18 protein-coding genes and 1 tRNA gene are annotated in these 22,470 nt (G+C 65.8%); 9 read left to right on the top strand and 10 right to left on the bottom strand.

Going from position 1 to position 22,470, the window contains the following annotated elements; translation table 11 throughout:
* Positions 1-431: 431 nt before the first annotated feature.
* Positions 432-1,916 (bottom strand): membrane-bound lytic murein transglycosylase MltF, encoded by a 1,485-nt coding sequence (gene mltF, locus EC839_RS07900; protein WP_007162980.1) that lies wholly within the window; start codon positions 1,914-1,916, stop codon positions 432-434.
* A gap of 316 nt (positions 1,917-2,232) precedes the next feature.
* Here mltF and purL point away from each other — a divergent pair, with 316 nt between their 5' ends.
* Complete coding sequence (gene purL / locus EC839_RS07895) at positions 2,233-6,132, top strand: phosphoribosylformylglycinamidine synthase (protein ID WP_007162979.1); 3,900 nt, start codon at positions 2,233-2,235, stop codon at positions 6,130-6,132.
* Between the two features lie 169 nt (positions 6,133-6,301).
* Entirely contained in the window at positions 6,302-6,616 is a 315-nt protein-coding gene (locus tag EC839_RS07890) for a hypothetical protein (protein WP_007162978.1), read from the top strand.
* Positions 6,617-6,619: 3 nt separating this feature from the next.
* Here EC839_RS07890 and EC839_RS07885 read toward each other — a convergent pair whose 3' ends face one another.
* The 5 genes from EC839_RS07885 to EC839_RS07865 all read right to left on the bottom strand — a co-directional run bounded on the left by EC839_RS07885 (position 6,620) and on the right by EC839_RS07865 (position 12,411).
* Positions 6,620-6,916 carry a helix-turn-helix domain-containing protein gene (locus EC839_RS07885; protein WP_007162977.1) on the bottom strand — a complete coding sequence of 99 codons (297 nt, stop codon included), beginning with the start codon at positions 6,914-6,916 and terminating at the stop codon, positions 6,620-6,622.
* A 52-nt stretch (positions 6,917-6,968) separates the two neighbouring features.
* On the bottom strand, positions 6,969-9,800 hold the full coding sequence (locus EC839_RS07880) for a valine--tRNA ligase (RefSeq protein ID WP_007162976.1): 2,832 nt from the start codon (positions 9,798-9,800) through the stop codon (positions 6,969-6,971).
* 87 nt (positions 9,801-9,887) lie between these two features.
* On the bottom strand, positions 9,888-10,250 hold the full coding sequence (locus EC839_RS07875) for a hypothetical protein (protein WP_007162975.1): 363 nt from the start codon (positions 10,248-10,250) through the stop codon (positions 9,888-9,890).
* 4 nt (positions 10,251-10,254) lie between these two features.
* Positions 10,255-10,683, bottom strand: a complete 429-nt coding sequence (locus EC839_RS07870; RefSeq protein WP_007162974.1) for a DNA polymerase III subunit chi — start codon at positions 10,681-10,683, stop codon at positions 10,255-10,257.
* A 228-nt stretch (positions 10,684-10,911) separates the two neighbouring features.
* Positions 10,912-12,411, bottom strand: a complete 1,500-nt coding sequence (locus tag EC839_RS07865) for a leucyl aminopeptidase (protein ID WP_077171780.1) — start codon at positions 12,409-12,411, stop codon at positions 10,912-10,914.
* Between the two features lie 171 nt (positions 12,412-12,582).
* Between EC839_RS07865 and lptF the strand changes: the two genes are divergently transcribed.
* The gene (gene lptF, locus EC839_RS07860; RefSeq protein WP_007162972.1) at positions 12,583-13,695 is read left to right on the top strand and encodes an LPS export ABC transporter permease LptF; all 1,113 of its coding nucleotides are present in this window, start codon (positions 12,583-12,585) and stop codon (positions 13,693-13,695) included.
* Positions 13,692-14,753 (top strand): LPS export ABC transporter permease LptG, encoded by a 1,062-nt coding sequence (gene lptG / locus EC839_RS07855; RefSeq protein ID WP_007162971.1) that lies wholly within the window; start codon positions 13,692-13,694, stop codon positions 14,751-14,753. The genes lptF and lptG overlap by 4 nt, the downstream gene beginning before the upstream one ends.
* A 19-nt stretch (positions 14,754-14,772) precedes the next feature.
* Here lptG and EC839_RS07850 read toward each other — a convergent pair whose 3' ends face one another.
* The 4 genes from EC839_RS07850 to EC839_RS07835 form a co-directional block, all read right to left on the bottom strand.
* Positions 14,773-15,093, bottom strand: a complete 321-nt coding sequence (locus EC839_RS07850) for a hypothetical protein (RefSeq protein ID WP_007162970.1) — start codon at positions 15,091-15,093, stop codon at positions 14,773-14,775.
* A gap of 57 nt (positions 15,094-15,150) precedes the next feature.
* A complete protein-coding gene (locus EC839_RS07845) occupies positions 15,151-15,660 on the bottom strand; it encodes a hypothetical protein (RefSeq protein WP_007162969.1) in 510 nt (169 codons plus the stop codon).
* 289 nt (positions 15,661-15,949) lie between these two features.
* Positions 15,950-16,489: a DUF4410 domain-containing protein gene (locus EC839_RS07840; protein ID WP_007162968.1), complete on the bottom strand. Its 540-nt coding sequence runs from the start codon at positions 16,487-16,489 to the stop codon at positions 15,950-15,952.
* Between the two features lie 222 nt (positions 16,490-16,711).
* Positions 16,712-16,796: transfer RNA gene (locus tag EC839_RS07835), tRNA-Leu, on the bottom strand.
* A gap of 106 nt (positions 16,797-16,902) precedes the next feature.
* Between EC839_RS07835 and queA the strand changes: the two genes are divergently transcribed.
* From queA to secF, 5 genes are all read left to right on the top strand, one after another.
* Positions 16,903-17,946: a tRNA preQ1(34) S-adenosylmethionine ribosyltransferase-isomerase QueA gene (gene queA / locus EC839_RS07830; protein WP_007162953.1), complete on the top strand. Its 1,044-nt coding sequence runs from the start codon at positions 16,903-16,905 to the stop codon at positions 17,944-17,946.
* A gap of 10 nt (positions 17,947-17,956) precedes the next feature.
* The gene (gene tgt / locus EC839_RS07825) at positions 17,957-19,075 is read left to right on the top strand and encodes a tRNA guanosine(34) transglycosylase Tgt (protein WP_007162952.1); all 1,119 of its coding nucleotides are present in this window, start codon (positions 17,957-17,959) and stop codon (positions 19,073-19,075) included.
* A gap of 147 nt (positions 19,076-19,222) precedes the next feature.
* Positions 19,223-19,567 (top strand): preprotein translocase subunit YajC, encoded by a 345-nt coding sequence (yajC, locus tag EC839_RS07820; protein WP_007162951.1) that lies wholly within the window; start codon positions 19,223-19,225, stop codon positions 19,565-19,567.
* 64 nt (positions 19,568-19,631) lie between these two features.
* Positions 19,632-21,500 (top strand): protein translocase subunit SecD, encoded by a 1,869-nt coding sequence (gene secD, locus EC839_RS07815; RefSeq protein WP_007162950.1) that lies wholly within the window; start codon positions 19,632-19,634, stop codon positions 21,498-21,500.
* 10 nt (positions 21,501-21,510) lie between these two features.
* Positions 21,511-22,416 carry a protein translocase subunit SecF gene (gene secF / locus EC839_RS07810; protein ID WP_007162949.1) on the top strand — a complete coding sequence of 302 codons (906 nt, stop codon included), beginning with the start codon at positions 21,511-21,513 and terminating at the stop codon, positions 22,414-22,416.
* The last annotated feature ends 54 nt before the right edge of the window (positions 22,417-22,470 follow it).

The raw sequence follows: 22,470 nt of genomic DNA, 5'->3' as shown, positions 1-22,470 counted from the left end.
AGGCTTAAGGGTGGACGCGGCTTGCCATCCTCCCCCGATGATCAGTCGGGGACTATGACCTCCTGAGGAGGCTGTAGTCGAGATACAAGGGTGGACAACGGCGCAGCCTTGTCCACGCGGGAGGTGCCGGGGTGCCAGTGGAAAACGCTGCGCGGTTTTCCACGCTACGAGGTTTCGAGCGAGTCTGCCCTCACCCCAGCCCTCTCCCCGAGGGAGAGGGGGTGGTACCGGCGCATCGGCTTAGACAACGGCACGCCTCAGCTAGGTAGGGTGGACAACGGCGCAGCCTTGTCCACGCGGGAAGGGTGTCGGGATGCCAGTGGAAAACGCTGCGCGGTTTTCCAGGCTACGAGGTTTCGAGCGAGCCAGTCCTCTCCCGGAGGGAGAGGGGGCGGTAATGGCGCATCGGACGGACGACGGTACGTCTCTCTTTACATATCCTGCGGCGTTTCCCGGGTGGGGCGGTCGTCGGCGATGGCAGGGACGTGGAGGCCGGTCTTGGCCAGTTGCTGGCCTTCCATCTGCGGCTGGGTGGTCCAGGTGAGGATGTCGTAGTAACGGCGCACGTTCTGCACGAATTCCACCGTTTCGCCGCCGCGGGCGTAGCCGTAGCGGGTCTTGCTATACCACTGCTTCTGCGCCAGGCGCGGCAGCATCTTCTTCACGTCCAGCCAGCGATCCGGATCCAGGCCCTGGGATTCGGCCAGGCGGCGGGCGTCGAGGATGTGGGCGATGCCGATGTTGTAGGTGGCCAGGGCGAACCAGGTGCGATCCGGTTCGTTGATGCTGTCGGGCAACTCGTCGCGGATCTGGTCGAAGTACTTGGCACCGCCGGTGATGCTCTGCTCGGGATCCAGGCGATTGGACACGCCCATGGCCTGGGCGGTGTTGTTGGTCAGCATCATCAGGCCGCGCACCCCGGTCTTGGAGGTGGCATCCGGCGTCCACAGCGATTCCTGGTAGCCCATGGCGGCGAGCAGGCGCCAGTCCAGCTGATGCTTCTGCGCCACCTTGCGAAAGTGTTTCTCGTACTTGGGCAGGCGTTCCTGCAGGTGCTGGGCGAAGGTGTAGGCGCCCACGTAGCCGAGCACGTCGACGTGGCCGTAGTAGCGCTCCTTGAGCTGCTGCAGGGTGCCGTCGCGGCGGACCTTGTCGAGGTAGGCGTTGACCGCGTCGAGCAGGCTGTTGTCCTCGCCGGGTTGCAGCGCCCAGGCCTGGCCCTGGTTGTCGCCGAGGTCGAAGGCCACCCGCACGTTGGGGAAATAGACCTGGTTCATGGCCAGTTCGTTGGAGTCCACCAGGGTCAGGTCGATCTGGCCTTCGTCGACCATGCGCAGGAGGTCGCTGACCTCCACCTGATCGGACTCGTCGAAGGTGAGCTCCGGCACCTGGGCCTGCAGCGCCCTGAGTTGCTGGGCCTGGCTGCTGCCCTTGAGCACCAGGATGCGCTTGCCGACCATGTCCTTGGGGGTGCTGGGGCGGACGGTGCCGTTGCGGTAGATGACCTGGGGCACCACATCCAGATAGCTGCGGGAGAACTTCAGATTCTGGCGATTGACCGAGGGCGTGAGGCCGGCGGCGGCGATCACCGGGCCGTCGGGTGCGGTCAGGCGATTGAAGAGGTCGTCGAGGTTGTCGGCGGTGCTGATTTCCAGGCGCACCTTGAGCGATTCGGCGAAGCCCTTGACCAGTTCGTATTCGAAGCCGGTCTCGCCGTTGCGGTCCTGGAAATAGGTCGCCGGGCTGTTGCGCGTCACCACGCGCAGGACGCCGGCCTGCTGCACCTGCTCCAGCGTGGTCGGCTTGGGCGGCGCAGGCACGTCCGCTTCCCCGCAGCTCATGAGCAAGGCGAGAAAGGGCAGGGTAAGCCAGGCGAATCGCTTGAAGGCTTTATTCAAATGGGCTAGCTCGGCCATACGGCATCAAAACGGCACTGGCGCCTTGCTGACGCGCCTCATCGGTCGGCCCCTCCGGGCACTCGTTATAGTCGGGACGCTCCGCGCCACCGGTCCGGCCAAAGGCTCTATCCTGAGCCCAATGTGGAGCCGCGTCCATGGGGCGCGGCAGGCCGTATCGGCGCGCAGTATACGCGAGAAGTGGCAAAGCGCCCATTTTATACATACAGGGATGGTGGTAAGGCTGGATGAACCCTCGTCGCCGGAAGGTGTCCCCGGCGCGCCTTTAGGCTAGAATGCACGGCCCCAAAGTGACTTGGCCCCGAGGCTGTCCCCGATGCTGATCCTGCGCGGCGCTCCCGCTCTTTCTTCGTTCCGTCACGGCAAACTTCTCGACCAGCTGACTCGTCTGGTTCCCGGTGTCTCCGGGCTCTATGCCGAGTTCGTTCATTTCGCCGAAGTCGCCGGCACCCTGAGCGCGGAGGAAGAGGGCATCCTCGGCCGACTGCTGCAATACGGCCCCAGCGTCCCCCAGCAGGAACCCAGCGGCGCGCTGTTCCTCATCGTGCCCCGCCTGGGCACCATCTCGCCCTGGTCGAGCAAGGCCACCGACATCGCCCACAACTGTGGCCTGGCGCAGATCGAGCGCCTGGAGCGCGGCGTGGCCTACTATGTCGCCGGCGAGCTGGACGCCGCCGCCCACGCGCAACTGGCCGCGGCCCTGCATGACCGCATGACCCAGCGCGTGCTGCCGACCCTGGACGCCGCCGCCGACATCTTCAGCCATGCCTCGCCCAAGCCGCTCACCGCGGTGGACGTGCTCGGCGGCGGTCGCGCGGCCTTGGAGCAGGCCAACCTGGAACTGGGCCTGGCCCTGGCCGAAGACGAGATCGACTACCTGGTCAAGAGCTTCACCGCCCTGGGGCGCAATCCCCACGACGTCGAGCTGATGATGTTCGCCCAGGCCAACTCCGAGCACTGCCGGCACAAGATCTTCAACGCCAGCTGGGACATCGACGGCGAAAGCCAGGAGAAGTCCCTGTTCGGCATGATCAAGAACACCTACGAGATGAATCGCACCGGCGTGCTGTCCGCCTACAAGGACAACGCCGCGGTCATGGAAGGTTTCACCGCCGGGCGCTTCTATCCCGACGCCGAGTCTCGCGAGTACGGGGCGCACAGCCAGCCCGTGCACATCCTGATGAAGGTGGAGACCCACAACCACCCGACCGCCATCGCTCCCTTCCCCGGCGCCTCCACCGGCTCCGGCGGCGAGATCCGCGACGAAGGCGCTACCGGCCGCGGCTCCAAGCCCAAGGCGGGCCTGACCGGCTTCACCGTCTCCAACCTGAACATCCCCGGTTTCGAGCAGCCCTGGGAACAGCCCTACGGCAAGCCCGAGCGCATCGTCACCCCGCTGGACATCATGATCGAAGGCCCGCTGGGCGGCGCCGCCTTCAACAACGAATTCGGGCGTCCGGCCCTGGCCGGCTACTTCCGTACCTTCGAACAGCAGGTCGAGACCCCCCGCGGTCCCGAGGTGCGTGGCTATCACAAGCCGATCATGCTCGCCGGCGGCCTGGGCAACATCCGCGCCGACCACGTGCAGAAGGGCGACATCTCGGTGGGCGGCAAGCTCATCGTGCTGGGCGGCCCGGCCATGCTGATCGGCCTGGGCGGTGGTGCGGCCTCGTCCATGTCCACCGGCGCCAGCTCCGCCGACCTGGATTTCGCCTCGGTGCAGCGCGAGAACCCGGAAATGGAGCGCCGCTGCCAGGAGGTCATCGACCGCTGCTGGCAGCTGGGTGAAAACAACCCCATCACCTTCATCCACGACGTGGGTGCGGGCGGTCTGTCAAACGCCTTCCCCGAGCTGGTCAACGATGCCGGTCGCGGCGGTCGCTTCGAGCTGCGCAACGTGCCCAACGACGAGCCGGGCATGAGTCCGCTGGAGATCTGGTGCAACGAGTCCCAGGAGCGCTACGTGCTCTCCGTGGACGCCGAGAACTTCGAGACCTTCAAGGCCATCTGCGAACGCGAGCGCTGCCCCTTCGCCGTGGTCGGCGAGGCCACCGAGGAGCGCCAGCTGACCGTGGCCGACAGCCACTTCGGCAACAACGCCGTGGACATGCCGCTGGACGTCCTGCTCGGCAAGCCGCCGCGCATGCACCGCAGCGCGACCCGCGAAGCCGAACTGGGCGACGCCTTCGACGGCGCCGGCCTGGACCTGACCGAGTCGGTGGAGCGCGTCCTGCGTCACCCGGCCGTGGCCAGCAAGAGCTTCCTGATCACCATCGGCGACCGCACCATCACCGGCCTGGTCGCCCGCGACCAGATGGTCGGCCCCTGGCAGGTGCCGGTGGCCGACTGCGCCGTGACCGCCACCAGCTTCGACGTCCACACCGGCGAAGCCATGGCCATGGGCGAGCGCACCCCGCTGGCGTTGCTCGACGCGCCCGCTTCCGGCCGCATGGCCATCGGCGAGACCATCACCAACCTGGCCGCCGCGCGGATCGATAAGCTCGGCGACATCAAGCTCTCTGCCAACTGGATGGCCGCTGCCGGCCACCCGGGCGAAGACGCGCGCCTCTATGAAACCGTCAAGGCGGTGGGCATGGAGCTGTGCCCGCAGCTGGGCATCACCATCCCGGTCGGCAAGGACTCCATGTCCATGAAGACCCGCTGGCAGGACGGCGGCGAAGACAAGAGCGTCACCGCGCCGCTGTCGCTGGTGATCACCGGCTTCGCCCCGGTGCAGGACATCCGCCGCACCCTGACCCCGCAGCTGCGCCTGGACAAGGGCCAGACCGACCTGATCCTCATCGACCTGGGTCGCGGCCAGAATCGCCTGGGCGGCTCCATCCTCGCCCAGACCCACGGCAAGCTCGGCCAGCAGGCTCCCGACGTCGACGAAGCCGAAGACCTCAAGGCCTTCTTCGCCGTGATCCAGGGCCTCAACCAGGACGGCCTGCTGCTGGCCTACCACGACCGTTCCGACGGCGGCCTCATCACCACCCTGGTGGAAATGGCCTTCGCCGGTCACTGCGGCCTGGCCCTGCGCCTGGATGCCCTGGCCGCCGACCGTGACGAGCTGACCCGTGCGCTGTTCGCCGAAGAACTGGGCGCCGTCATCCAGGTGCCCCAGGACTTCACCCATGAAGTGCTGGCCCAGTTCAGCGCGGCCGGTCTGGAAGACTGTGTGGCGGTCATCGGCAACCCGGTCAACGGCTACGAGATCAACATCCACTACCACGACGAGCACCTCTACCGGGCCGAGCGGCGCATGCTGCAGCGCGTCTGGAGCGAGACCAGCTTCCAGATCCAGCGCCTGCGCGACAACGCCGAGTGCGCCCAGCAGGAATTCGATGCCCTGCTGGAAGAGGATCATCCGGGGCTGTCGGCCAAGCTGGCCTATGACCCCAACGAAGACATCTGCGCCCCCTACATCAAGAAGGGCGTGCGGCCGCAGGTCGCCATCCTGCGTGAGCAGGGCGTCAACGGTCAGGTGGAGATGGGTGCGGCCTTCGATCGGGCCGGTTTCGCCGCCATCGACGTGCACATGAGCGACATCCTCTCCGGGCGCATCGACCTGGCGGACTTCAAGGGTGTGGTGGCCTGTGGCGGCTTCTCCTATGGCGACGTCCTCGGCGCCGGCGGTGGCTGGGCCAAGTCCATCCTGTTCAACGCCCGCGCCCGTGACGGCTTCCAGCAGTTCTTCGAGCGCACCGATACCTTCACCCTGGGCGTGTGCAACGGCTGCCAGATGGTCGCCAACCTGCGCGAGCTGGTGCCCGGCAGCGAATTCTGGCCGCGCTTCGTGCGCAACCGCTCCGAGCAGTTCGAGGCGCGGGTGGCCATGGTCCAGGTGCAGGATTCGCCGTCGCTGTTCCTCGCCGGCATGGCCGGGTCGCGGCTGCCCATCGCCATTGCCCACGGCGAAGGCTTCGCCGAGTACCCGAATCAGCAGGCGCTGGTCGCCGCCGACGTCTCCGGTACCGTGGCGCTGCGCTATGTCGATGGTCACAGCAAGGTCACCGAGACCTATCCGGCCAACCCCAACGGCTCGCCGCTGGGCATCACCGGTCTGTCCAGCCAGGACGGTCGCGTGCTGCTGATGATGCCGCACCCCGAGCGCTGCTTCCGCGCCGTGCAGAACTCCTGGATCCCGGCCGACTGGCAGGGCGAGGACGGTGGCTGGATGCGCCTGTTCCGCAATGCGCGGGTCTGGGTGGATTGAGGGTTCGGCGCCTGGCCAGGCTTGCTCGACCTGCGGTCGGGTGAGCCTGGCTCATACGCTCTTCTTCCAAACCGACGGCGAGCCATCAGGCGTCCGCCGCTGCGCTCTTACCCCCTCTCCCTCAAGGAGAGGGCTGGGGTGAGGGCCGCCCAGCCAGAGAGCGACTTCCATGCTCAAACTCTGCTTCTACGTCCCCGACTCCCACCTGGAAACCGTCAAGCAGGCGATCTTCGCCGTGGGCGGCGGTCGCATCGGCCGCTATGACAGCTGCTGCTGGCAGGTCCGGGGCCTCGGCCAATTCCGTCCGCTAGCGGGCAGCCAGCCGCATCTGGGCGAGCAGGGCAGTCTCGAACGGGTGGAGGAATGGCGGGTGGAGCTGGTGCTGGCCGACGAACAGCTCGCCCGCCAGGCCGTGGCGGCGCTCAAGGCGGCGCACCCCTATGAGACGCCGGCCTATGACGTGGTGCAGGTGCTGGATGTCTAGGGTTCAGGGATAGCCCAGGACCTTCTTGATCCGCGCCAGCTCACGCTCGATCCAGCACGGATCCACCGCGCCCCAGTCGCGAATCTCGTAGCCACCTGCGTTGTTGCGGGCGCCTTCACCCTGCACGAACTGACAGTCGATATCCAGATCGGCCAGGGCCAGCAGGGTGTCTTGGGCGGTGCGCCGCGGCATGCCGGTGGCGGCCATCAGGGCCGGCACGCTGGTGGCGGTACCGCTGGCCACCAGCCAGGCTACATAGAGACGGCGATAGAAGCTGGTCTTGGTCTTGCTCACATCCATGAGAATCGTCCTGGCAATAAAAAGCCCACCGCGAGGGTGGGCTTCAGGGGCATCAGAGGGTGGCGATGCGCTGCCGCTGGTCCACCAGCTTGGCCAGGGCCTGCTCGGCCTCGGCCAGTTTGGCGCGTTCCTTCTCCAGCACCTCGGCCGGGGCCTTGGCGACGAAGCCTTCGTTACTCAGCTTGCCACCGACGCGCTTGACCTCGCCTTCCAGGCGGCCGATCTCCTTGTCCAGGCGCGCCAGTTCCGCGTCCTTGTCGATCAGGCCGGCCATGGGCACCAGCACTTCCATCTCGCCGACCAGGGTGGTGGCGGACATCGGCGCTTCTTCACCGGCGGCCAGCATGCGGACCGATTCCAGCTTGGCCAGCTTGTTCAGCAGCGGCTCGAAGTCGGCCAGGCGGCGCTGGTCCTCGGCGCTGGCGTTGGCGACGATGATGTCGATGCGCTTGGCCATGGAGATCTTCATCTCGCCACGAATCTGCCGCACGCCCAGCATCAGCGCCTTGACCCACTCGATGTCGCCTTCGGCGGCGGCGTCGATGCGCGCCTCGTTGGCCACCGGCCAGGGTTGCAGCATCAGGGTCTCGCCCTGGACGCCGGCCGGCGCCTTGAGGCGCTGCCAGATTTCCTCGGTGATGAAGGGCATGAAGGGGTGCGCCAGGCGCAGCACCACTTCCAGCACCCGCGCCAGGGTGCGGCGGGTGCCGCGCTGGCGTTCGAGGGAGGCGTTCTCGTCCCACAGCACCGGCTTGACCAGCTCCAGGTACCAGGCGCAGTACTCGTCCCAGACGAATTCGTAGAGCGCCTGGGTGGCGAGGTCGAAGCGGAAGGCGTCGAGCTGACGGGTCACCTCGGCCTCGGTGCGCTGCAGCTGGGAGATGATCCAGCGATCCACCGAGGAAAGCTCGACGGGTTCGTCGTTGACGCCGGTATCCTGGCCCTCGACGTTCTCCATGACGAAGTTCGCCGCGTTCCACAGCTTGTTGCAGAAGTTGCGATAGCCCTCGACGCGACCCATGTCGAACTTGATGTCGCGACCGGTGGTGGCCAGGGAGCAGAAGGTGAATCTCAGGGCGTCGGTGCCGTAGCTGGCGATGCCGTCCGGGAATTCGGCGCGGGTCTGCTTGGCGATCTTCTCGGCCAGCTTGGGCTGCATCAGGCCGCTGGTGCGCTTCTGCAGCAGGGTATCCAGGTCGATGCCGTCGACGATGTCCAGCGGATCGAGCACGTTGCCCTTGGACTTGGACATCTTCTGGCCCTGGCCGTCGCGCACCAGGCCGTGGACGTAGACGGTCTTGAACGGGATCTGCCCGGTCAGGTGGGTGGACAGCATGATCATCCGGGCGACCCAGAAGAAGATGATATCAAAGCCGGTGACCAGCACGTCGGTGGGGTGGAAGGTCTTCAGCGCCTCGGTCTGCTCGGGCCAGCCGAGGGTGGAGAAGGTCCACAGGCCGGAGCTGAACCAGGTGTCCAGCACGTCGTCGTCCTGGCGCAGGGCGATGTCACCCAGGTTGTGCTTGGCGCGCACCTCGGCCTCGTCGCGACCGACGTAGACGTTGCCGGCCTGGTCGTACCAGGCGGGAATGCGGTGGCCCCACCAGAGCTGGCGGCTGATGCACCAGTCCTGGATGTCGCGCATCCAGCTGAAGTACATGTTCTCGTACTGCTTGGGCACGAATTGCACCTCGCCGCTCTCGACCACGGCGATGGCCTTGTCGGCCAGGGGCTTGGTGGAGACGTACCACTGGTCGGTCAGCCAGGGCTCGATCACGGTGCCGGAGCGGTCGCCCTTGGGTACCTTGAGCGCGTGGTCCTCGATCTTTTCCAGGCGGCCGGCGGCGTCCAGGTCGGCGACGATGCGCTTGCGCGCCTCGAAGCGGTCCAAACCGGCGTAGGCGGCGGGGAGGGTGGCGTCGAACATGCCGTTGACGCTGCCGTCCAGGTTGAACACCTGGGCGCCGGGCAGCACCGCGGCGTCGGCGTCGAAGACGTTGATCAGCGGCAGGTTGTGTCGCTTGCCGACTTCATAGTCGTTGAAGTCATGGGCCGGGGTGATCTTGACGCAGCCGGTGCCGAACTCCGGGTCGCAGTAGTCGTCGCCGACGATGGGGATGCGCCGGCCCACCAGGGGCAGCTCGACGTACTGGCCGATCAGGTCCTTGTAGCGCGGATCTTCCGGGTGCACGGCCACGGCGGCGTCACCCAGCAGGGTCTCGGGACGGGTGGTGGCGACCACCAGATAATCCATGCCCTCGGCGGTACGGGCGCCATCGGCCAGCGGATAGCGCAGGTGCCAGAGGTGGCCCTTCTCGTCATGGCTTTCCACTTCCAGGTCGGAAATGGCGGTGTGCAGCTTGGTGTCCCAGTTGACCAGGCGCTTGCCGCGATAGATCAGGCCATCCTCGTGCAGGCGCACGAAGGCTTCCTTGACCGCCTCGGAGAGGCCGTCGTCCATGGTGAAGCGCTCGCGCGACCAGTCCACCGAGGAGCCCAGGCGGCGGATCTGCCGGCTGATGTTGCCACCGGATTCGTTCTTCCATTCCCAGACCTTCTCCAGGAATTTGTCCCGGCCCAGGTCATGGCGCGACAGGCCCTCGGCGCCGATGCGGCGCTCCACCAGCATCTGGGTGGCGATGCCGGCATGGTCGGTGCCCGGCTGCCAGAGGGTGTTGCGGCCCTGCATGCGGCGGAAACGGATCAGGGCGTCCATGATGGCGTTGTTGAAGCCATGGCCCATGTGCAGGCTGCCGGTCACGTTCGGCGGCGGGATCATGATGGTGTAGGGCTCGCCCGACCCCTGGGGCGCGAAATAGCCCTGGCGTTCCCAGGTCTGGTACCAGGAGGTTTCGATGGCGTGCGGCTGGTAGGTCTTGTCCATGGAGGGGGCTTTTGTCGCTGGAAGAGGAAAGCCTCCGAGTATAGCGACTCCGGCCCGCCGACGGCAGGGCGCCTTGGCGCCCCGGGCTCAGGGACGCTGCAGCAATTCTTCCAGGCGCTGCTGCAGGCGGCGCTGCAGTTCGGCTTCCAGGCGCGGCAACTGTTCGTCGAGCAGTTCCTGGAGGATGGCCGGCGCCTCCTGGCGCAGACGCACCTGGGCCAGGTCTTCGTGGGGCGCGCTGGGCGTCACCTCTTCGATGACGTCCGGCACGATCTGGTCGAGCAGCGGCGGAATGGCCTTGAGCCGCTCGGCGCTGGGGGCGATGACGTCGGAAAGGATGGGGATGCCATCGACGCTGCTCGGATGGACCGCGTTGCGGCTCTTGTCGAGCACCTGGCGGATGGCTTCGAGGTCTTGCAGGACGTGCGCGGGAGGCTTGGTGCTGGTCATGAAATCAGACACGTGACAGCTGATGGTCCTGTAGAGCATAGCCAAGCTTGCGGTAGAAGCGAAAACCTTCGCGCATCGCCTGGCGCACTTCGGGGGCTTCGACGACCACCTCGGCGATCCGGGCGAAACCCGCATGGCAGGGCGGCGGGGCCAGGCTGAGGTTGATCAGCAGCTCGCCTTGCTGCTCGGCGGGCGTGGTCAGGCCCAGCACCACGGGGCTGTCGCTGGCGTTCTCCGCCAGATCGTGGGGAACGAAGCTGTCGGGACGAAACGCCCACAGCTGCTCGTTCAGGCGCTGGCGCTGCTCGGCGTCGGCGCAGTGCACATAGACCGGCATGCCCTGCTTCCAGGCCTTGTCCACCAGCCGGCAGGCGAAGGCCAGCCGCGCCGCGGGATCGGTGGAAGGCAGAACATAGAAGTCGACACGGGTCATGGCGGATCACGAAGAAGGGGAGGGAAGCGGCAAGGCCGCGACGCAGGGGCGTCGCGGCCTCTATAGGCGTTAGCGCGTGTTCAAAGTCTCGCGAGCTAGAGCCAAACAAGGCGAAAAGACCTGAGGAAGCGGATCGGACTCGCGCTCGAGTTTACAAAACGTAAATGAGCATTCCGAAGGTCTTTTCAACGCCGTTTGGCCGACGCGCAGCAGACTTTGAGCAGGTGCTTAGGCCTCGGCGGTGCGGTCGAGCAGATACTGCACCAGCAGCGGGACCGGACGACCGGTGGCGGCCTTGTCCTTGCCGCCGCTGATCCAGGCGGTGCCGGCCACGTCCAGGTGGACCCAGGGATAGGCCTTGGCATAGCGTGCCAGGAAGCAGCCGGCGGTGATGGTGCCGGCCTTGGGGCCGCCGATGTTGGCCATGTCGGCGAAGGGGCTGTCCAGCTGCTCCTGGTACTCGTCGTGCAGCGGCAGTTGCCAGACGCGGTCATCGGCGCGATCGCCGGCCTGCTTGACCTGGTCGATCAGGGCGTCGTTATTGCCCATCAGGCCCGAGACCAGCGAACCCAGGGCGGTGATGCAGGCCCCGGTGAGGGTGGCGATGTCGATCACCGCCTTGGGCTGGAAGCGCTCGGCGTAGGTGAGGGTGTCGCACAGCACCAGGCGGCCTTCGGCGTCGGTGTTGAGGATCTCGATGGTCTGGCCGCTCATGCTGGTGACGATGTCACCCGGACGGGTGGCGGTGCCGCTGGGCATGTTCTCGGCCAGGGCCAGGAGGCCTACCACGTTGATCGCCGGCTTGAGTTCCATGAGGGCGCGGAAAGTGCCCAGGACGCTGGCGGCGCCGCACATGTCGTACTTCATCTCGTCCATGCCGGCGCTGGGCTTGATGCTGATGCCGCCGGTGTCGAAGGTGATGCCCTTGCCGACCAGGGTGTAGGGCTGGGCATTCTTGGCGCCGCCCTTGTACTGCAGCACCACCAGGCGCGGCGGCTGGGCGCTGCCCTGGGCCACGGCGAGGAAGGAGCCCATGCCCAGTTCGCGCATCTTCTTCTCGTCGAGCACCTCGACGGAGAGCCCGGCGTCCTTGAACTGCTTGCCCAGGGCCTTGGCCTGATCGGCCACATAGACCGGATTGCAGACGTTTGGCGGCAGGTTGCCGAAGTCCTTGGCGTAGGCGGTGCCGTGGGTTATCGCCAGGGCATGGGCCAGGGCGCGTTCGGCTTCCGGCTGGGAGGCCTTGGTGGTGACCAGGGTCAGCTTCTTCAGCGGCCGCGGCTCGGCCTTCTTGCTCTTGAAGCGATCGAAGACGTAGTCGCCATCGGCCAGGGTCTCGGCCAGCAGGCGCAGACGGGCATAGCCGTCGCGATTCTTGACCGGCACATCGCCGAGGGCGATGGCGGCGTCGCTGCCGCCCAGGCTCTTGAGCACGCCCAGGGCGCCGCTGGCCAGCTTGCGGTACTGGCGGTCGGACAGCCCTTCGCTGGCGCCGCTACCCACCAGCAGCACGCGCTCGGCCTTGATGCCGGGCAGATTGGTGAGCAGCAGGGTCTGGCCGGCCTTGCCGGCGATGTCGCCGCGCTTGACCGCCGCGCTCAGGGCGCCGGAGGTGGCGGCGTCCACGGCGCTGGCCGCTGCGTCGAGCGCACCGCCTTCACCGACGGCCACGACCAGCGTGGCGGTTTTCAGGGTTTCCGGACGAGCGTTTTTGACGACGAATTCCATTAGGAGAAGCTCCCCAAGACAAACACATGAGTTCGCAGGATATAATGCGGGGCTTTCGCCAGGGCCTTTCCCGGCGATCGGCCTTCAACGGGTGGGCCTTGCAACGCAAGCCATGCAGCCGAGCTAGTGTGAGCGTTCGCGCCAGAGCCTGACAACCCTGGAGAATCCTGTTTGATCGTCTTCCGCTATCTGTCTCGAGAAGTTCTCACCACCCTCGGTGCGGTCAGTGCCGTGCTGCTGGTGATCATCATGAGCGGCCGCTTCATCAAGTACCTGGCCCAGGCGGCCCAGGGCCTACTGGATCCGGGCGTGCTGCTGCTCATCATGGCCTATCGCATCCCCGGCTTCCTGCAGCTGATCCTGCCGCTGGGCCTGTTTCTCGGCTTCCTGCTGGCCTATGGTCGGCTGTACCTGGACAGCGAGATGACCGTGCTCACCGCCACCGGCATGAGTCCGCGCCGCTTGCTGGCCTACAGCATGGCCCCGGCCGCGGTGGTCGCCCTGGTGGTCGCCTGGCTGAGCCTGTCGCTGGCGCCGCTGGGCGTGCAGAAGGTCACCACCATCCTCAACCAGCAGGATGCCATGACCGAGTTCGATACCCTCGAACCGGGTCGCTTCCAGTCCCTGAGGGACAACTCGCGGGTCACCTACACCGAGCGCCTGTCGGCGGATCGCAGCCAGCTGGGCGGGGTCTTCATCTCCGAGCGCAACACCTCCACCGCCGGCGGCAAGGACCGTGGCGTGGGCGTGCTGGTGGCCGACACCGGCCGGCAGGAAATCCACCCGGACGGCAGTCGCTATCTGATCCTGCAGAACGGCTTCCGCTACGACGGCGTGCCGGGCCAGGCCGACTATCGCGTGGTGCAGTACGATACCTACGGTGTGCTCCTGCCCAAGCCCGCGGTCAGCGAGGACATCAGCGAGCGTGACGCCGTCACCACCGGCGACCTGATGCGCAGCAACGAGCTGCAGTATCGCGGCGAGCTGCAGTGGCGACTGTCGCTGCCGATCCTGGTGTTCGTGGTGACCCTCATCGCCGTGCCCCTGGCCAAGGTCAATCCGCGCCAGGGCCGTTTCCTCAAGCTGCTGCCGGCGATCCTGCTGTACATGGCCTATCTGTCGCTGCTGATCGCCGCCCGTGGCGCCCTGGACAAGGGTCGCCTGCCGCCGGCCATCGGGCTGTGGGGCGTGCACCTGCTGTTCCTGGTACTCGGCCTGCTACTGGCCTTCTGGGAACCGCTCAAGGCGCGTCTGCGCGGTCACAAGCCGGAGGTAGCGGCATGAACAAGCTCGACTGGTACATAGGTCGCACCGTCTTCGTCAGCATCCTCGCGGTACTGGGGGTGATCGTCGGTCTGGCCCTGCTGTTCGCCTTCATCGACCAGCTCGGCGACTTCGACGACAACTACGGGGTCGCCGAGGCGCTCAAGTTCGTCCTGCTCACCACGCCGCGCCGGGCCTACGAGATGCTGCCCATGGCCGCGCTGATCGGCTGCCTGATCGGCCTGGGCACCCTGGCCAGCAGCAGCGAGCTGATCGTGATGCGTGCCGCTGGCGTCTCCCTGGGGCGCATCGTCTGGGCGGTGATGAAGCCGATGTTCGTGCTGCTCATCGCCGGCATCCTGATCGGCGAGTACGTGGCGCCCTGGTCGGAGAATCTGGCGCAGAGCGGCCGGGCCCTGGCCCAGAGCGCCGGCAAGGCACAGAGTTCGCGTCACGGTCTCTGGCATCGTCAGGGGCACGAATACACCCACGTCAACGCGGTGCAGCCCAATGGCCTGCTCCTGGGCGTGACGCGCTACGAATTCGACGATAATCGCCACCTGCTGCAATCCAGCTTCGCCCAGCGCGGCATCTACCGTGGCGATCACTGGGAGCTGGAAAACGTCAGCATCACCGACTTCGGCAATCGCCAGACCAGTGTGCGCCAGGAACCCAAGGTCACCTGGAACGTCGAGCTGACCCCGCAGGTGCTCGACACCGTGATCATGGAGCCGGATGCGCTGTCGATCTCCGGGCTGTGGTGGTACATCCACTACCTGGCCGATCAGGGCCTGAGCAACAAGAGCTACTGGCTGGCGTTCTGGTCGAAGATCTTCCAGCCGCTGGTGACCGCAGCCCTGGTGCTGATGGCGATCTCCTTCATCTTCGGCCCGCTGCGCTCGGTGACCCTGGGACAGCGGATCTTCACCGGGGTGATCATCGGCTTCGCCCTGCGGATCTTCCAGGATCTGCTGGGGCCGTCCAGCCTGGTGTTCGGCTTCTCGCCGCTGCTGGCCGTGCTGGCACCGGCGCTGCTCTGCGCCGTGGCCGGGGTGCTCTTGCTGCGCCGGGCCGGCTAGGGCCCGGCGGCGCCGTCCGCTAGGCGGCGCCCTTGCTCACGACCGGTTGCGGCTGCAGCCAGCCGGCGTGGGCTTCGCAGAAGCTCAGGATTCGCTGCACGCGGCGGATCTGATCCCGATGGCGGCATTCGCCCACCACGGTACGCACCAGCAGATCGACGTTCTGCATGTGGATCAGGCGCAGATCCGCGCTCATGTCGGGGCAGGCTTCCATCTCGTCCATGCGCGTCTCGCAACGCGAGAGCAGGCGCTCGATGAAGGCGGTGGAGAAGCGAGCGGGGGTCTGGGCCGTTTCCAGGTCCTTGACCGCCACCTGGGAGAGAGGGGAGAGCGTTTCCATGCGCAAGATCTCGCGTCCGTATCGATGTCTTACTATTGCATGCTTTGCCCTCGGGTTTCAGCTGCCGGTTGTCAGCTGGCTATCCGGTCGTTTGCCGGGCTCGGCGCGGATGTCCGGGCGTTTTGACGCCACCTCGAGCAGCGCTGATCGCGCCTTAAGATAAGACTGCTTCTGCTGCAGATCGGCCGGATGATCGATGGTGAGCCCGACCAGATAGCGCTGCCAAGCGGCCAGGTAGGCCTTCTGCGCATTGCGCAGCAGGCGATCCTGGCCGGTGGGTAACCTGTCCGTAGCAGACTTCGCTTCGGCAATGGCCTGGGTCTGGCAGCTGTTCAGCCGCTGGCGAAAGTCCGCCAAGCGCCCCTGCTCGCCCGCCAGGCGGGCGTTGTTGCCGTGCAGCACCAGCAATTCGCAGCCATAGAGCGCACTGTGCAACCGGGCCTGCAGGGTCCAGCTGGGCGAGCGATCCAGGTCGATCGCTGCACCGGCTGGCTGGGCAGGTTGCTGTACGGCGCAGCCACCCAGGGTCAGCACCACGGCGAGTAGCAGGGGAGGGCACAGGCGCATCTTCTGGTCTCGGCAAGTCTCGGGCAGACGCCAGCCTACTGGTACCGCTGCCATTCCCGATATTTATCCATCAGGTAGTTGCCGACCGGTTGCGACTTCTTGCAGTCCTCGCCACTCAGCGGACTGGGTTCGCAGACGGAGCCGGCTGGGCTGTAGTGGTTGCAGCCGGTCAGTAGCAGGGCAAGGCATAGTAGGAGCGGTTTCAAACTGTATTCCCAAGAGATGGTAAGTAACGCCGCCGGTAAGCCTGGGCGAGTCGTCGTGGGCTCACCTGGCAAGCAAACAGCGCCTACTGAGGGCTTCGCCGCGGTTTGCTGCTTGAGTTGATGGTCACGTCATCGATGATGGTGGTCGCCAGCGCCTTGATCTGATCGGACGTCATCGCGGAGAACACACCCTCCCAGGCGCTGGACGAGGTGTCGTAGTTGCGGGTCGCCAGCGTTTCTCCCGAGGTGGCGTCCTGGTAGCGGACCTGGGCGCTGATCCAGGCATTACCCGCCATTACTCCTACCGAATAGCGCAGGCCCGAGCTCATGTAGCGAAAGTTGGTGACCTCGATGGTGGCCAGGGTCGCCGGCGTCTTTGGCCGCTCGGTCAGGACCTGCAGTCCTTTGGCTTGGCCCCTGGTGCGCAGTGCTTCCAGCCATTCGCTCTTCAGCAGTGGCCATTTTTCGTTGGCCTGTACCTTGGCATCGGCCTTGAACAGTACCACCAACGTGGTTTTGGCATCGGCATAGACGGGAATCGGCGTCTGATCCGCGGAGGAGGTGACCTTGGCGGCGCAGCCGCCAACCAGCAGGAGTGCAGCGACAACGACTAGTCTGATCATCGGTTTGCTCCAGAGCGTGGAGGGGCCGGCGCCAGAGACGCAGGCGGGCCGGTATGGGCAGTCTAGCCGCTACGACGAGAGGCGCAGTCTTTTGCTGCAAGGCGGCGGACACCCTGACGCTGCAGGTCTCGGTGCTGCTGATCATTAGGCACAAAAAAACCGCCCCAAGGGGCGGTTTCTTCGGCTTCCAGATAGCGCAGCGGATGCCTGGAAGGTACAGCTTGGTGCCCCGGGGGAGACTCGAACTCCCACTCCTTTCGGAAACGGATTTTGAATCCGCCGCGTCTACCGGTTCCGCCACCGGGGCAATGGCGGCGGAGTATAGGGACGCGGGCAGGCCCGGTCAATCCAAAGTGCGTTGGTGAAAAAGGCCGCTTCCGGTAAGCTGTGCGGCCTTTCGAGATCTACCTGCCATGCACGTCGCCGACTTCCATTTCGACCTCCCCGAATCCCTCATCGCCCGTCATCCGCTGGCCGAGCGCCGCGGCAGTCGATTGCTGGTGCTCGACGGCCCCAGCGGTGAGCTCAGTCATCGCCATTTCGCCGATCTGCTGGGCTATCTGCGGCCCGGCGACCTGATGGTGTTCAACGACACCCGGGTGATACCCGCGCGGCTGTTCGGCCAGAAGGCCAGTGGCGGCAAGCTGGAGATCCTGGTGGAGCGGGTGCTGGACGAAGAGCGGGTGCTGGCCCATGTGCGATCCAGCAAGTCGCCCAAGCCGGGCAGCCGCATCCTCATCGACGGCGGCGCCGAGGCCGAGATGGTGGCGCGCCACGAGGCGCTGTTCGAGCTGAAGTTCGCCGAGCCGGTCCTGCCGCTGCTGGAGCGGGTCGGCCACATGCCGCTGCCGCCCTATATCGACCGGCCCGACGAAGCCGAGGATCGCGAGCGCTACCAGACCGTCTATGCGCGCAATGCCGGCGCCGTGGCCGCGCCCACCGCCGGACTGCACTTCGACGAGCCGCTGCTGGAGGCCATCCGCGCCAAGGGCGTGGCGACCGCCTTCGTCACCCTGCACGTCGGTGCCGGCACCTTCCAGCCGGTGCGGGTGGAAAGGATCGAAGACCATCACATGCACCGCGAGTGGCTGCAGGTCGACCAGGCCGTGGTTGACGCCGTGGCCGCCTGCCGCGCCCGGGGTGGCCGGGTGATCGCCGTCGGCACCACCAGCGTGCGTTCGCTGGAAAGCGCCGCCCGTGACGGCGAGCTCAAGGCCTTCGCCGGCGAGACGGACATCTTTCTCTATCCCGGTCGGCCCTTCCACGTGGTCGATGCGCTGGTGACCAACTTCCACCTGCCCGAGTCGACCCTGCTGATGCTGGTGTCGGCCTTTGCCGGTTACCGCGAGACCATGGCCGCCTATGCCACGGCCGTGGCCGAGGGCTATCGCTTCTTCAGTTATGGCGACGCCATGTTCATCACCCGCAATCCCGGGGCCCAGGGCCCGGAGAGCTGATATGAGTTTCATGAATTTCGAATTGCTGGCCACCGAGGGCAAGGCCCGTCGCGGTCGCCTGACCTTTCCCCGCGGCGTGGTCGAGACCCCGGCCTTCATGCCGGTCGGTACCTACGGCACGGTCAAGGGCATGCTGCCCGACAGCGTCGCCGACATCGGTGCCCAGATCATCCTCGGCAACACCTTCCACCTCTGGCTGCGCCCGGGGACCGAGGTGATCCAGCGCCATGGCGACCTGCACGACTTCATGCAGTGGCAGGGGCCGATCCTCACCGATTCCGGCGGCTTCCAGGTGTTCAGCCTGGGCGCGCTGCGCAAGATCAAGGAGGAGGGCGTCTACTTCGCCTCGCCGGTGGACGGCGCCAAGGTCTTCATGGGGCCCGAGGAATCCATGGCGGTGCAACGCGCCCTGGGCTCGGACATCGTGATGATCTTCGACGAGTGCACCCCTTATCCGGCCGACTTCGACACCGCGCGCCGCTCCATGGAGCTGTCGCTGCGCTGGGCCAAGCGCTCCCGCGAAGCCCATGGCGACAACCCCTCGGCGCTGTTTGGCATCGTCCAGGGCGGCATGCACGAGGAACTGCGCCTGAGGTCCCTGGAAGGCCTGGAAGGCATCGGCTTCGACGGTTACGCCATCGGCGGCCTGTCGGTGGGCGAGCCCAAGGAAGAGATGATCCGGGTACTGGACTTCCTGCCGCCGCACCTGCCGGCGGACAAGCCGCGCTACCTGATGGGCGTGGGCAAGCCGGAAGACCTGGTGGAAGGCGTGCGCCGTGGCGTCGACATGTTCGATTGCGTGATGCCCACCCGCAACGCGCGCAACGGCCATCTGTTCATCGACACCGGTGTCCTCAAGCTGCGCAATGCCGTGCACCGTCACGACGAGACGCCGCTGGACCCGACCTGTGACTGTTACACCTGCAAACATTTCTCCCGGGCCTATCTGCACCATCTGGATAAATGCGGGGAAATGCTGGGGAGTATGCTGAATACGATCCACAACCTGCGGTATTACCAGCGCGTGATGGCCGGTTTGCGCCAGGCTATCCAAGAGGGTAAATTGGCCGACTTTGTGGACGCCTTCTATGCTCGGCGCGGCCTGCCTACGCCGCCGCTCGACAGCTGAAAGCCCCTGTCCGATCGCCCTGGCGAAACGGCGCTCGCGCATCCTTCGTCGGGGGCGTGAGCAGGGTCTAGATGCGGTCGGAACGGCGGCGAGCGACCCCCGGCATCTCTTCTTTTTCCGTCATCCAACTCTGCAAGGAGTAGTGCAATGAGTTTTCTGATTTCCACGGCCCAGGCCCAGGAAGCTGCCGCGCCGGCCGCCAACGCTGCACCGGGAGGTGAATACATTCAGTTCATCTTCCTGATCGGCTTCGTGGTGATCTTCTATTTCCTGATCTGGCGTCCCCAGGCCAAGCGCACCAAGGATCACAAGAACCTGATCGGCGGCCTGCAGAAGGGTGATGAAGTGGTGACCACCGGTGGCATCGCCGGTCGCATCAACAAGGTCACCGACGAGTTCGTGGTGCTGGAAGTGTCCGACAACGTCGAGCTCAAGTTCCAGAAGGGCGCCATTGCCGCGACCCTGCCGAAGGGCACCCTGAAGGCCCTCTGAGTCTTCCTCAATCTAGCTAATATCGGGGCGCGCAAGGCGCCCCGCCTTTATCTCGGGCGGTGTCATGCTCAACAAATATCCCCTCTGGAAGTACCTGCTGATCCTGGCCGTACTGGTCGTGGGCACCATCTATTCGGTTCCTAATCTGTACCCCGACGATCCGGCCCTGCAGATCAGCGCTTCCAGCACCGAACGCACGGTGACTCCTGCCGATGTGCAGCGGGTGAATGCGGCTCTGGCGCAGGCGCAACTCGCCGTGAAATCCAGCGACGTCAACGAGAGCGGCAGCCGGGTGCTGATCCGCCTGATGCGCGCCGACGATCAGCTGCCGGCCCAGGAAGTGGTCCGCCGCACCCTCGGCGACGACTTCGTGGTCGCTCTGAACCTGGCCCCCACCACCCCGCAGTGGCTGCGCAAGCTCGGCGCCAGCCCCATGAAGCTGGGTCTGGACCTGTCCGGTGGTGTGCACTTCCTGCTGGCGGTGGACATGGACAAGGCCGTGGACGCGCGCCTGAAGGTCTATGACAACGAGGTCAAGACCCTGCTGCGTCGCGAGAAGGTGCGCTATCGCAGCATGCCCGACCAGAATGGCGCCCTGCAGCTGGGCTTCACCGATGCCGCCGATCTGCAGCAGGCGCAGAGCCTGATCCGCAAGAACTACACCGATTTCGAGCTGACCACCGACACCCGTGGCGACCTGCAGGTGCTGCGTCTGCAGCTGACCGAGGCCAAGTTGCGCGAGATCCGCAACTATGCCGTCACCCAGAACCTGACCACGGTGCGCAACCGGGTCAACGAACTGGGCGTGGCCGAGCCGCTGGTGCAGCGCCAGGGCGCCGACCGCATCGTGGTCGAGCTGCCGGGCGTGCAGGACACCGCCGAAGCCAAGCGCATCCTCGGCAAGACCGCCAACCTGGAGTTCCGCCTGGCCGCCACCGCGGATACCCCGCGCGCCTCCACCGAGAGCTTCGAATTCCGCGAGCCCGGTCGTCCGGCGGTTCCGCTGGAGCGTAACGTCATCATCACCGGTGACCAGGTCACCGACGCCTCGGCCAGCTTCGACGAGAACGGCCGGCCCCAGGTCAACATCCGCCTGGATGGCCATGGCGGCGATCTGATCAACCGCGCCACCCGTAGCAACGTCGGCCGCAGCATGGCCGTGGTGTTCATCGAGCAGCGTCCGGTCACCCGCTACACCACCCAGACCGTGGACGGCGTGCAGAAGGAAGTGGCGGTGCCCGGCTTCGAGGAAGAGCGGCGCATCATCAGCCTGGCGACCATTCAGTCTGCTCTGGGCAACAGCTTCCGCATCACCGGCCTGAACGGCTCGGGCGAGGCTTCGGAACTGGCACTGCTGCTGCGTGCCGGCGGTCTGGCCGCCCCCATGTACTTCGCTGAGGAACGCACCCTCGGCCCGAGCCTGGGCGCTGACAACATCGCCAAGGGCATCGATGCCTCGCTGTGGGGCATGTTGTTCGTCTCGCTGTTCCTGATCGCCATCTACCGCTTCTTCGGCTTGCTGGCGACCATTGCCCTCGGCTTCAACATGATCTTGTTGATGGCCCTGATGTCCATTCTGCATGCCACCCTTACGCTGCCGGGTATCGCCGGTATCGTCCTGACCATGGGCCAGGCGGTGGACGCCAACGTGCTGATCTTCTCGCGGATCCGCGAAGAGATCGCCAACGGCATGCCGATCCAGCGCGCCATCCATGAGGGCTTCAGTCGCGCCTTCACGGCGATCCTGGACTCCAACCTGACGACCCTGCTGGTGGGCGCCATCCTGTTCGCCATGGGCACCGGGCCGGTCAAGGGCTTCGCCGTGACCATGTCGCTGGGTATCTTCACCTCCCTGTTCACCGCCATCTTCGTGACCCGCGCCCTGGTCAACCTGATTTATGGCGGCCGGAACGTCAAGAAGCTGTGGATTTGAGGACGCGCCGATGAAAAAGACCATCAACTTCATGGGCGTACGCAATATCGCGTTCGCCATCACCGCGCTCCTGACCGTTCTGGCATTGTTCAGCTGGTTCTACAAGGGGCTGAACTTCGGCCTGGATTTCACCGGCGGTACCCTGATCGAGCTGCGCTACGAGCAGCCGGCCGATCTCGGCAAGATCCGTCAGCAACTGCAGAGCGCCGGCTTCGAAGAAGCGGTGGTGCAGAGTTTTGGTGCTACCACCGACGTCCTGGTACGCATGCCCGGTGATGATCCCCAGCTGGGCCAGAAGGTGACCACTGCACTGCAGCAGGCGAGCACCGAACGCTTCTCCCTCACCCGTACCGAGTTCGTCGGTCCGCAGGTGGGCGAAGAGCTGCGTGACCAGGGCGGCCTGGGCATGCTGCTGGCCCTGGGTGGCGTCCTGCTCTATGTGGCCTTCCGCTTCCAGTGGAAATTCGCCGTGGGCGCGATCATCTCCCTGGTGCACGACGTCGTGGTGACCCTGGGCCTGCTGTCGTTCTTCCAGATCACCTTCGACCTGACGGTGCTGGCGGCGGTCCTGGCCATCATCGGCTACTCGCTCAACGACACTATCGTGGTGTTCGACCGGGTGCGGGAAAACTTCCGGGTACTGCGCAAGGCCAGTCTGATCGAGAACATCAACGTCTCGACCACCCAGACCCTGCTGCGCACCCTGGCTACCTCGATCTCGACCCTGCTGGCCGTGGCGGCGCTGCTGTTCTTTGGCGGCGACAACCTGTTCGGCTTCTCCCTGGCGCTGTTCATCGGCGTGCTGGCCGGTACCTACTCGTCGATCTATATCGCCAACGTGGTGCTGATCTGGCTGGATCTGAAGAGCGAGGACCTGATTCCCCCGCAAGCCAAGGAACTCGACGACCGTCCCTGATGTCCCAGGCATGGCAAAGGGCCAGGTGCCCGCTATGACAGAGTAGTCAGGAGG

It is taken from the genome of Pseudomonas sp. JUb52, assembly GCF_004341115.1.
Taxonomy (GTDB): Bacteria; Pseudomonadota; Gammaproteobacteria; order Pseudomonadales; family Pseudomonadaceae; genus Chryseomonas; species Chryseomonas oryzihabitans.
Note: the sequence above shows the minus strand (reverse complement) of the source record. Positions and strands in the feature narration are given on the sequence as shown.

Bases quoted from the DNA above. Each gene is read 5' to 3' on its own strand.
- mltF (WP_007162980.1), bottom strand. From the start codon at position 1,916: ATGGCCGAGCTAGCCCATTTGAATAAAGCCTTCAAGCGATTCGCCTGG.
- purL (WP_007162979.1), top strand. From the start codon at position 2,233: ATGCTGATCCTGCGCGGCGCTCCCGCTCTTTCTTCGTTCCGTCACGGC.
- EC839_RS07890 (WP_007162978.1), top strand. From the start codon at position 6,302: ATGCTCAAACTCTGCTTCTACGTCCCCGACTCCCACCTGGAAACCGTC.
- EC839_RS07885 (WP_007162977.1), bottom strand. From the start codon at position 6,916: ATGGATGTGAGCAAGACCAAGACCAGCTTCTATCGCCGTCTCTATGTA.
- EC839_RS07880 (WP_007162976.1), bottom strand. From the start codon at position 9,800: ATGGACAAGACCTACCAGCCGCACGCCATCGAAACCTCCTGGTACCAG.
- EC839_RS07875 (WP_007162975.1), bottom strand. From the start codon at position 10,250: ATGACCAGCACCAAGCCTCCCGCGCACGTCCTGCAAGACCTCGAAGCC.
- EC839_RS07870 (WP_007162974.1), bottom strand. From the start codon at position 10,683: ATGACCCGTGTCGACTTCTATGTTCTGCCTTCCACCGATCCCGCGGCG.
- EC839_RS07865 (WP_077171780.1), bottom strand. From the start codon at position 12,411: ATGGAATTCGTCGTCAAAAACGCTCGTCCGGAAACCCTGAAAACCGCC.
- lptG (WP_007162971.1), top strand. From the start codon at position 13,692: ATGAACAAGCTCGACTGGTACATAGGTCGCACCGTCTTCGTCAGCATC.
- EC839_RS07850 (WP_007162970.1), bottom strand. From the start codon at position 15,093: ATGGAAACGCTCTCCCCTCTCTCCCAGGTGGCGGTCAAGGACCTGGAA.
- EC839_RS07845 (WP_007162969.1), bottom strand. From the start codon at position 15,660: ATGCGCCTGTGCCCTCCCCTGCTACTCGCCGTGGTGCTGACCCTGGGT.
- EC839_RS07840 (WP_007162968.1), bottom strand. From the start codon at position 16,489: ATGATCAGACTAGTCGTTGTCGCTGCACTCCTGCTGGTTGGCGGCTGC.
- queA (WP_007162953.1), top strand. From the start codon at position 16,903: ATGCACGTCGCCGACTTCCATTTCGACCTCCCCGAATCCCTCATCGCC.
- tgt (WP_007162952.1), top strand. From the start codon at position 17,957: ATGAATTTCGAATTGCTGGCCACCGAGGGCAAGGCCCGTCGCGGTCGC.
- yajC (WP_007162951.1), top strand. From the start codon at position 19,223: ATGAGTTTTCTGATTTCCACGGCCCAGGCCCAGGAAGCTGCCGCGCCG.
- secD (WP_007162950.1), top strand. From the start codon at position 19,632: ATGCTCAACAAATATCCCCTCTGGAAGTACCTGCTGATCCTGGCCGTA.
- secF (WP_007162949.1), top strand. From the start codon at position 21,511: ATGAAAAAGACCATCAACTTCATGGGCGTACGCAATATCGCGTTCGCC.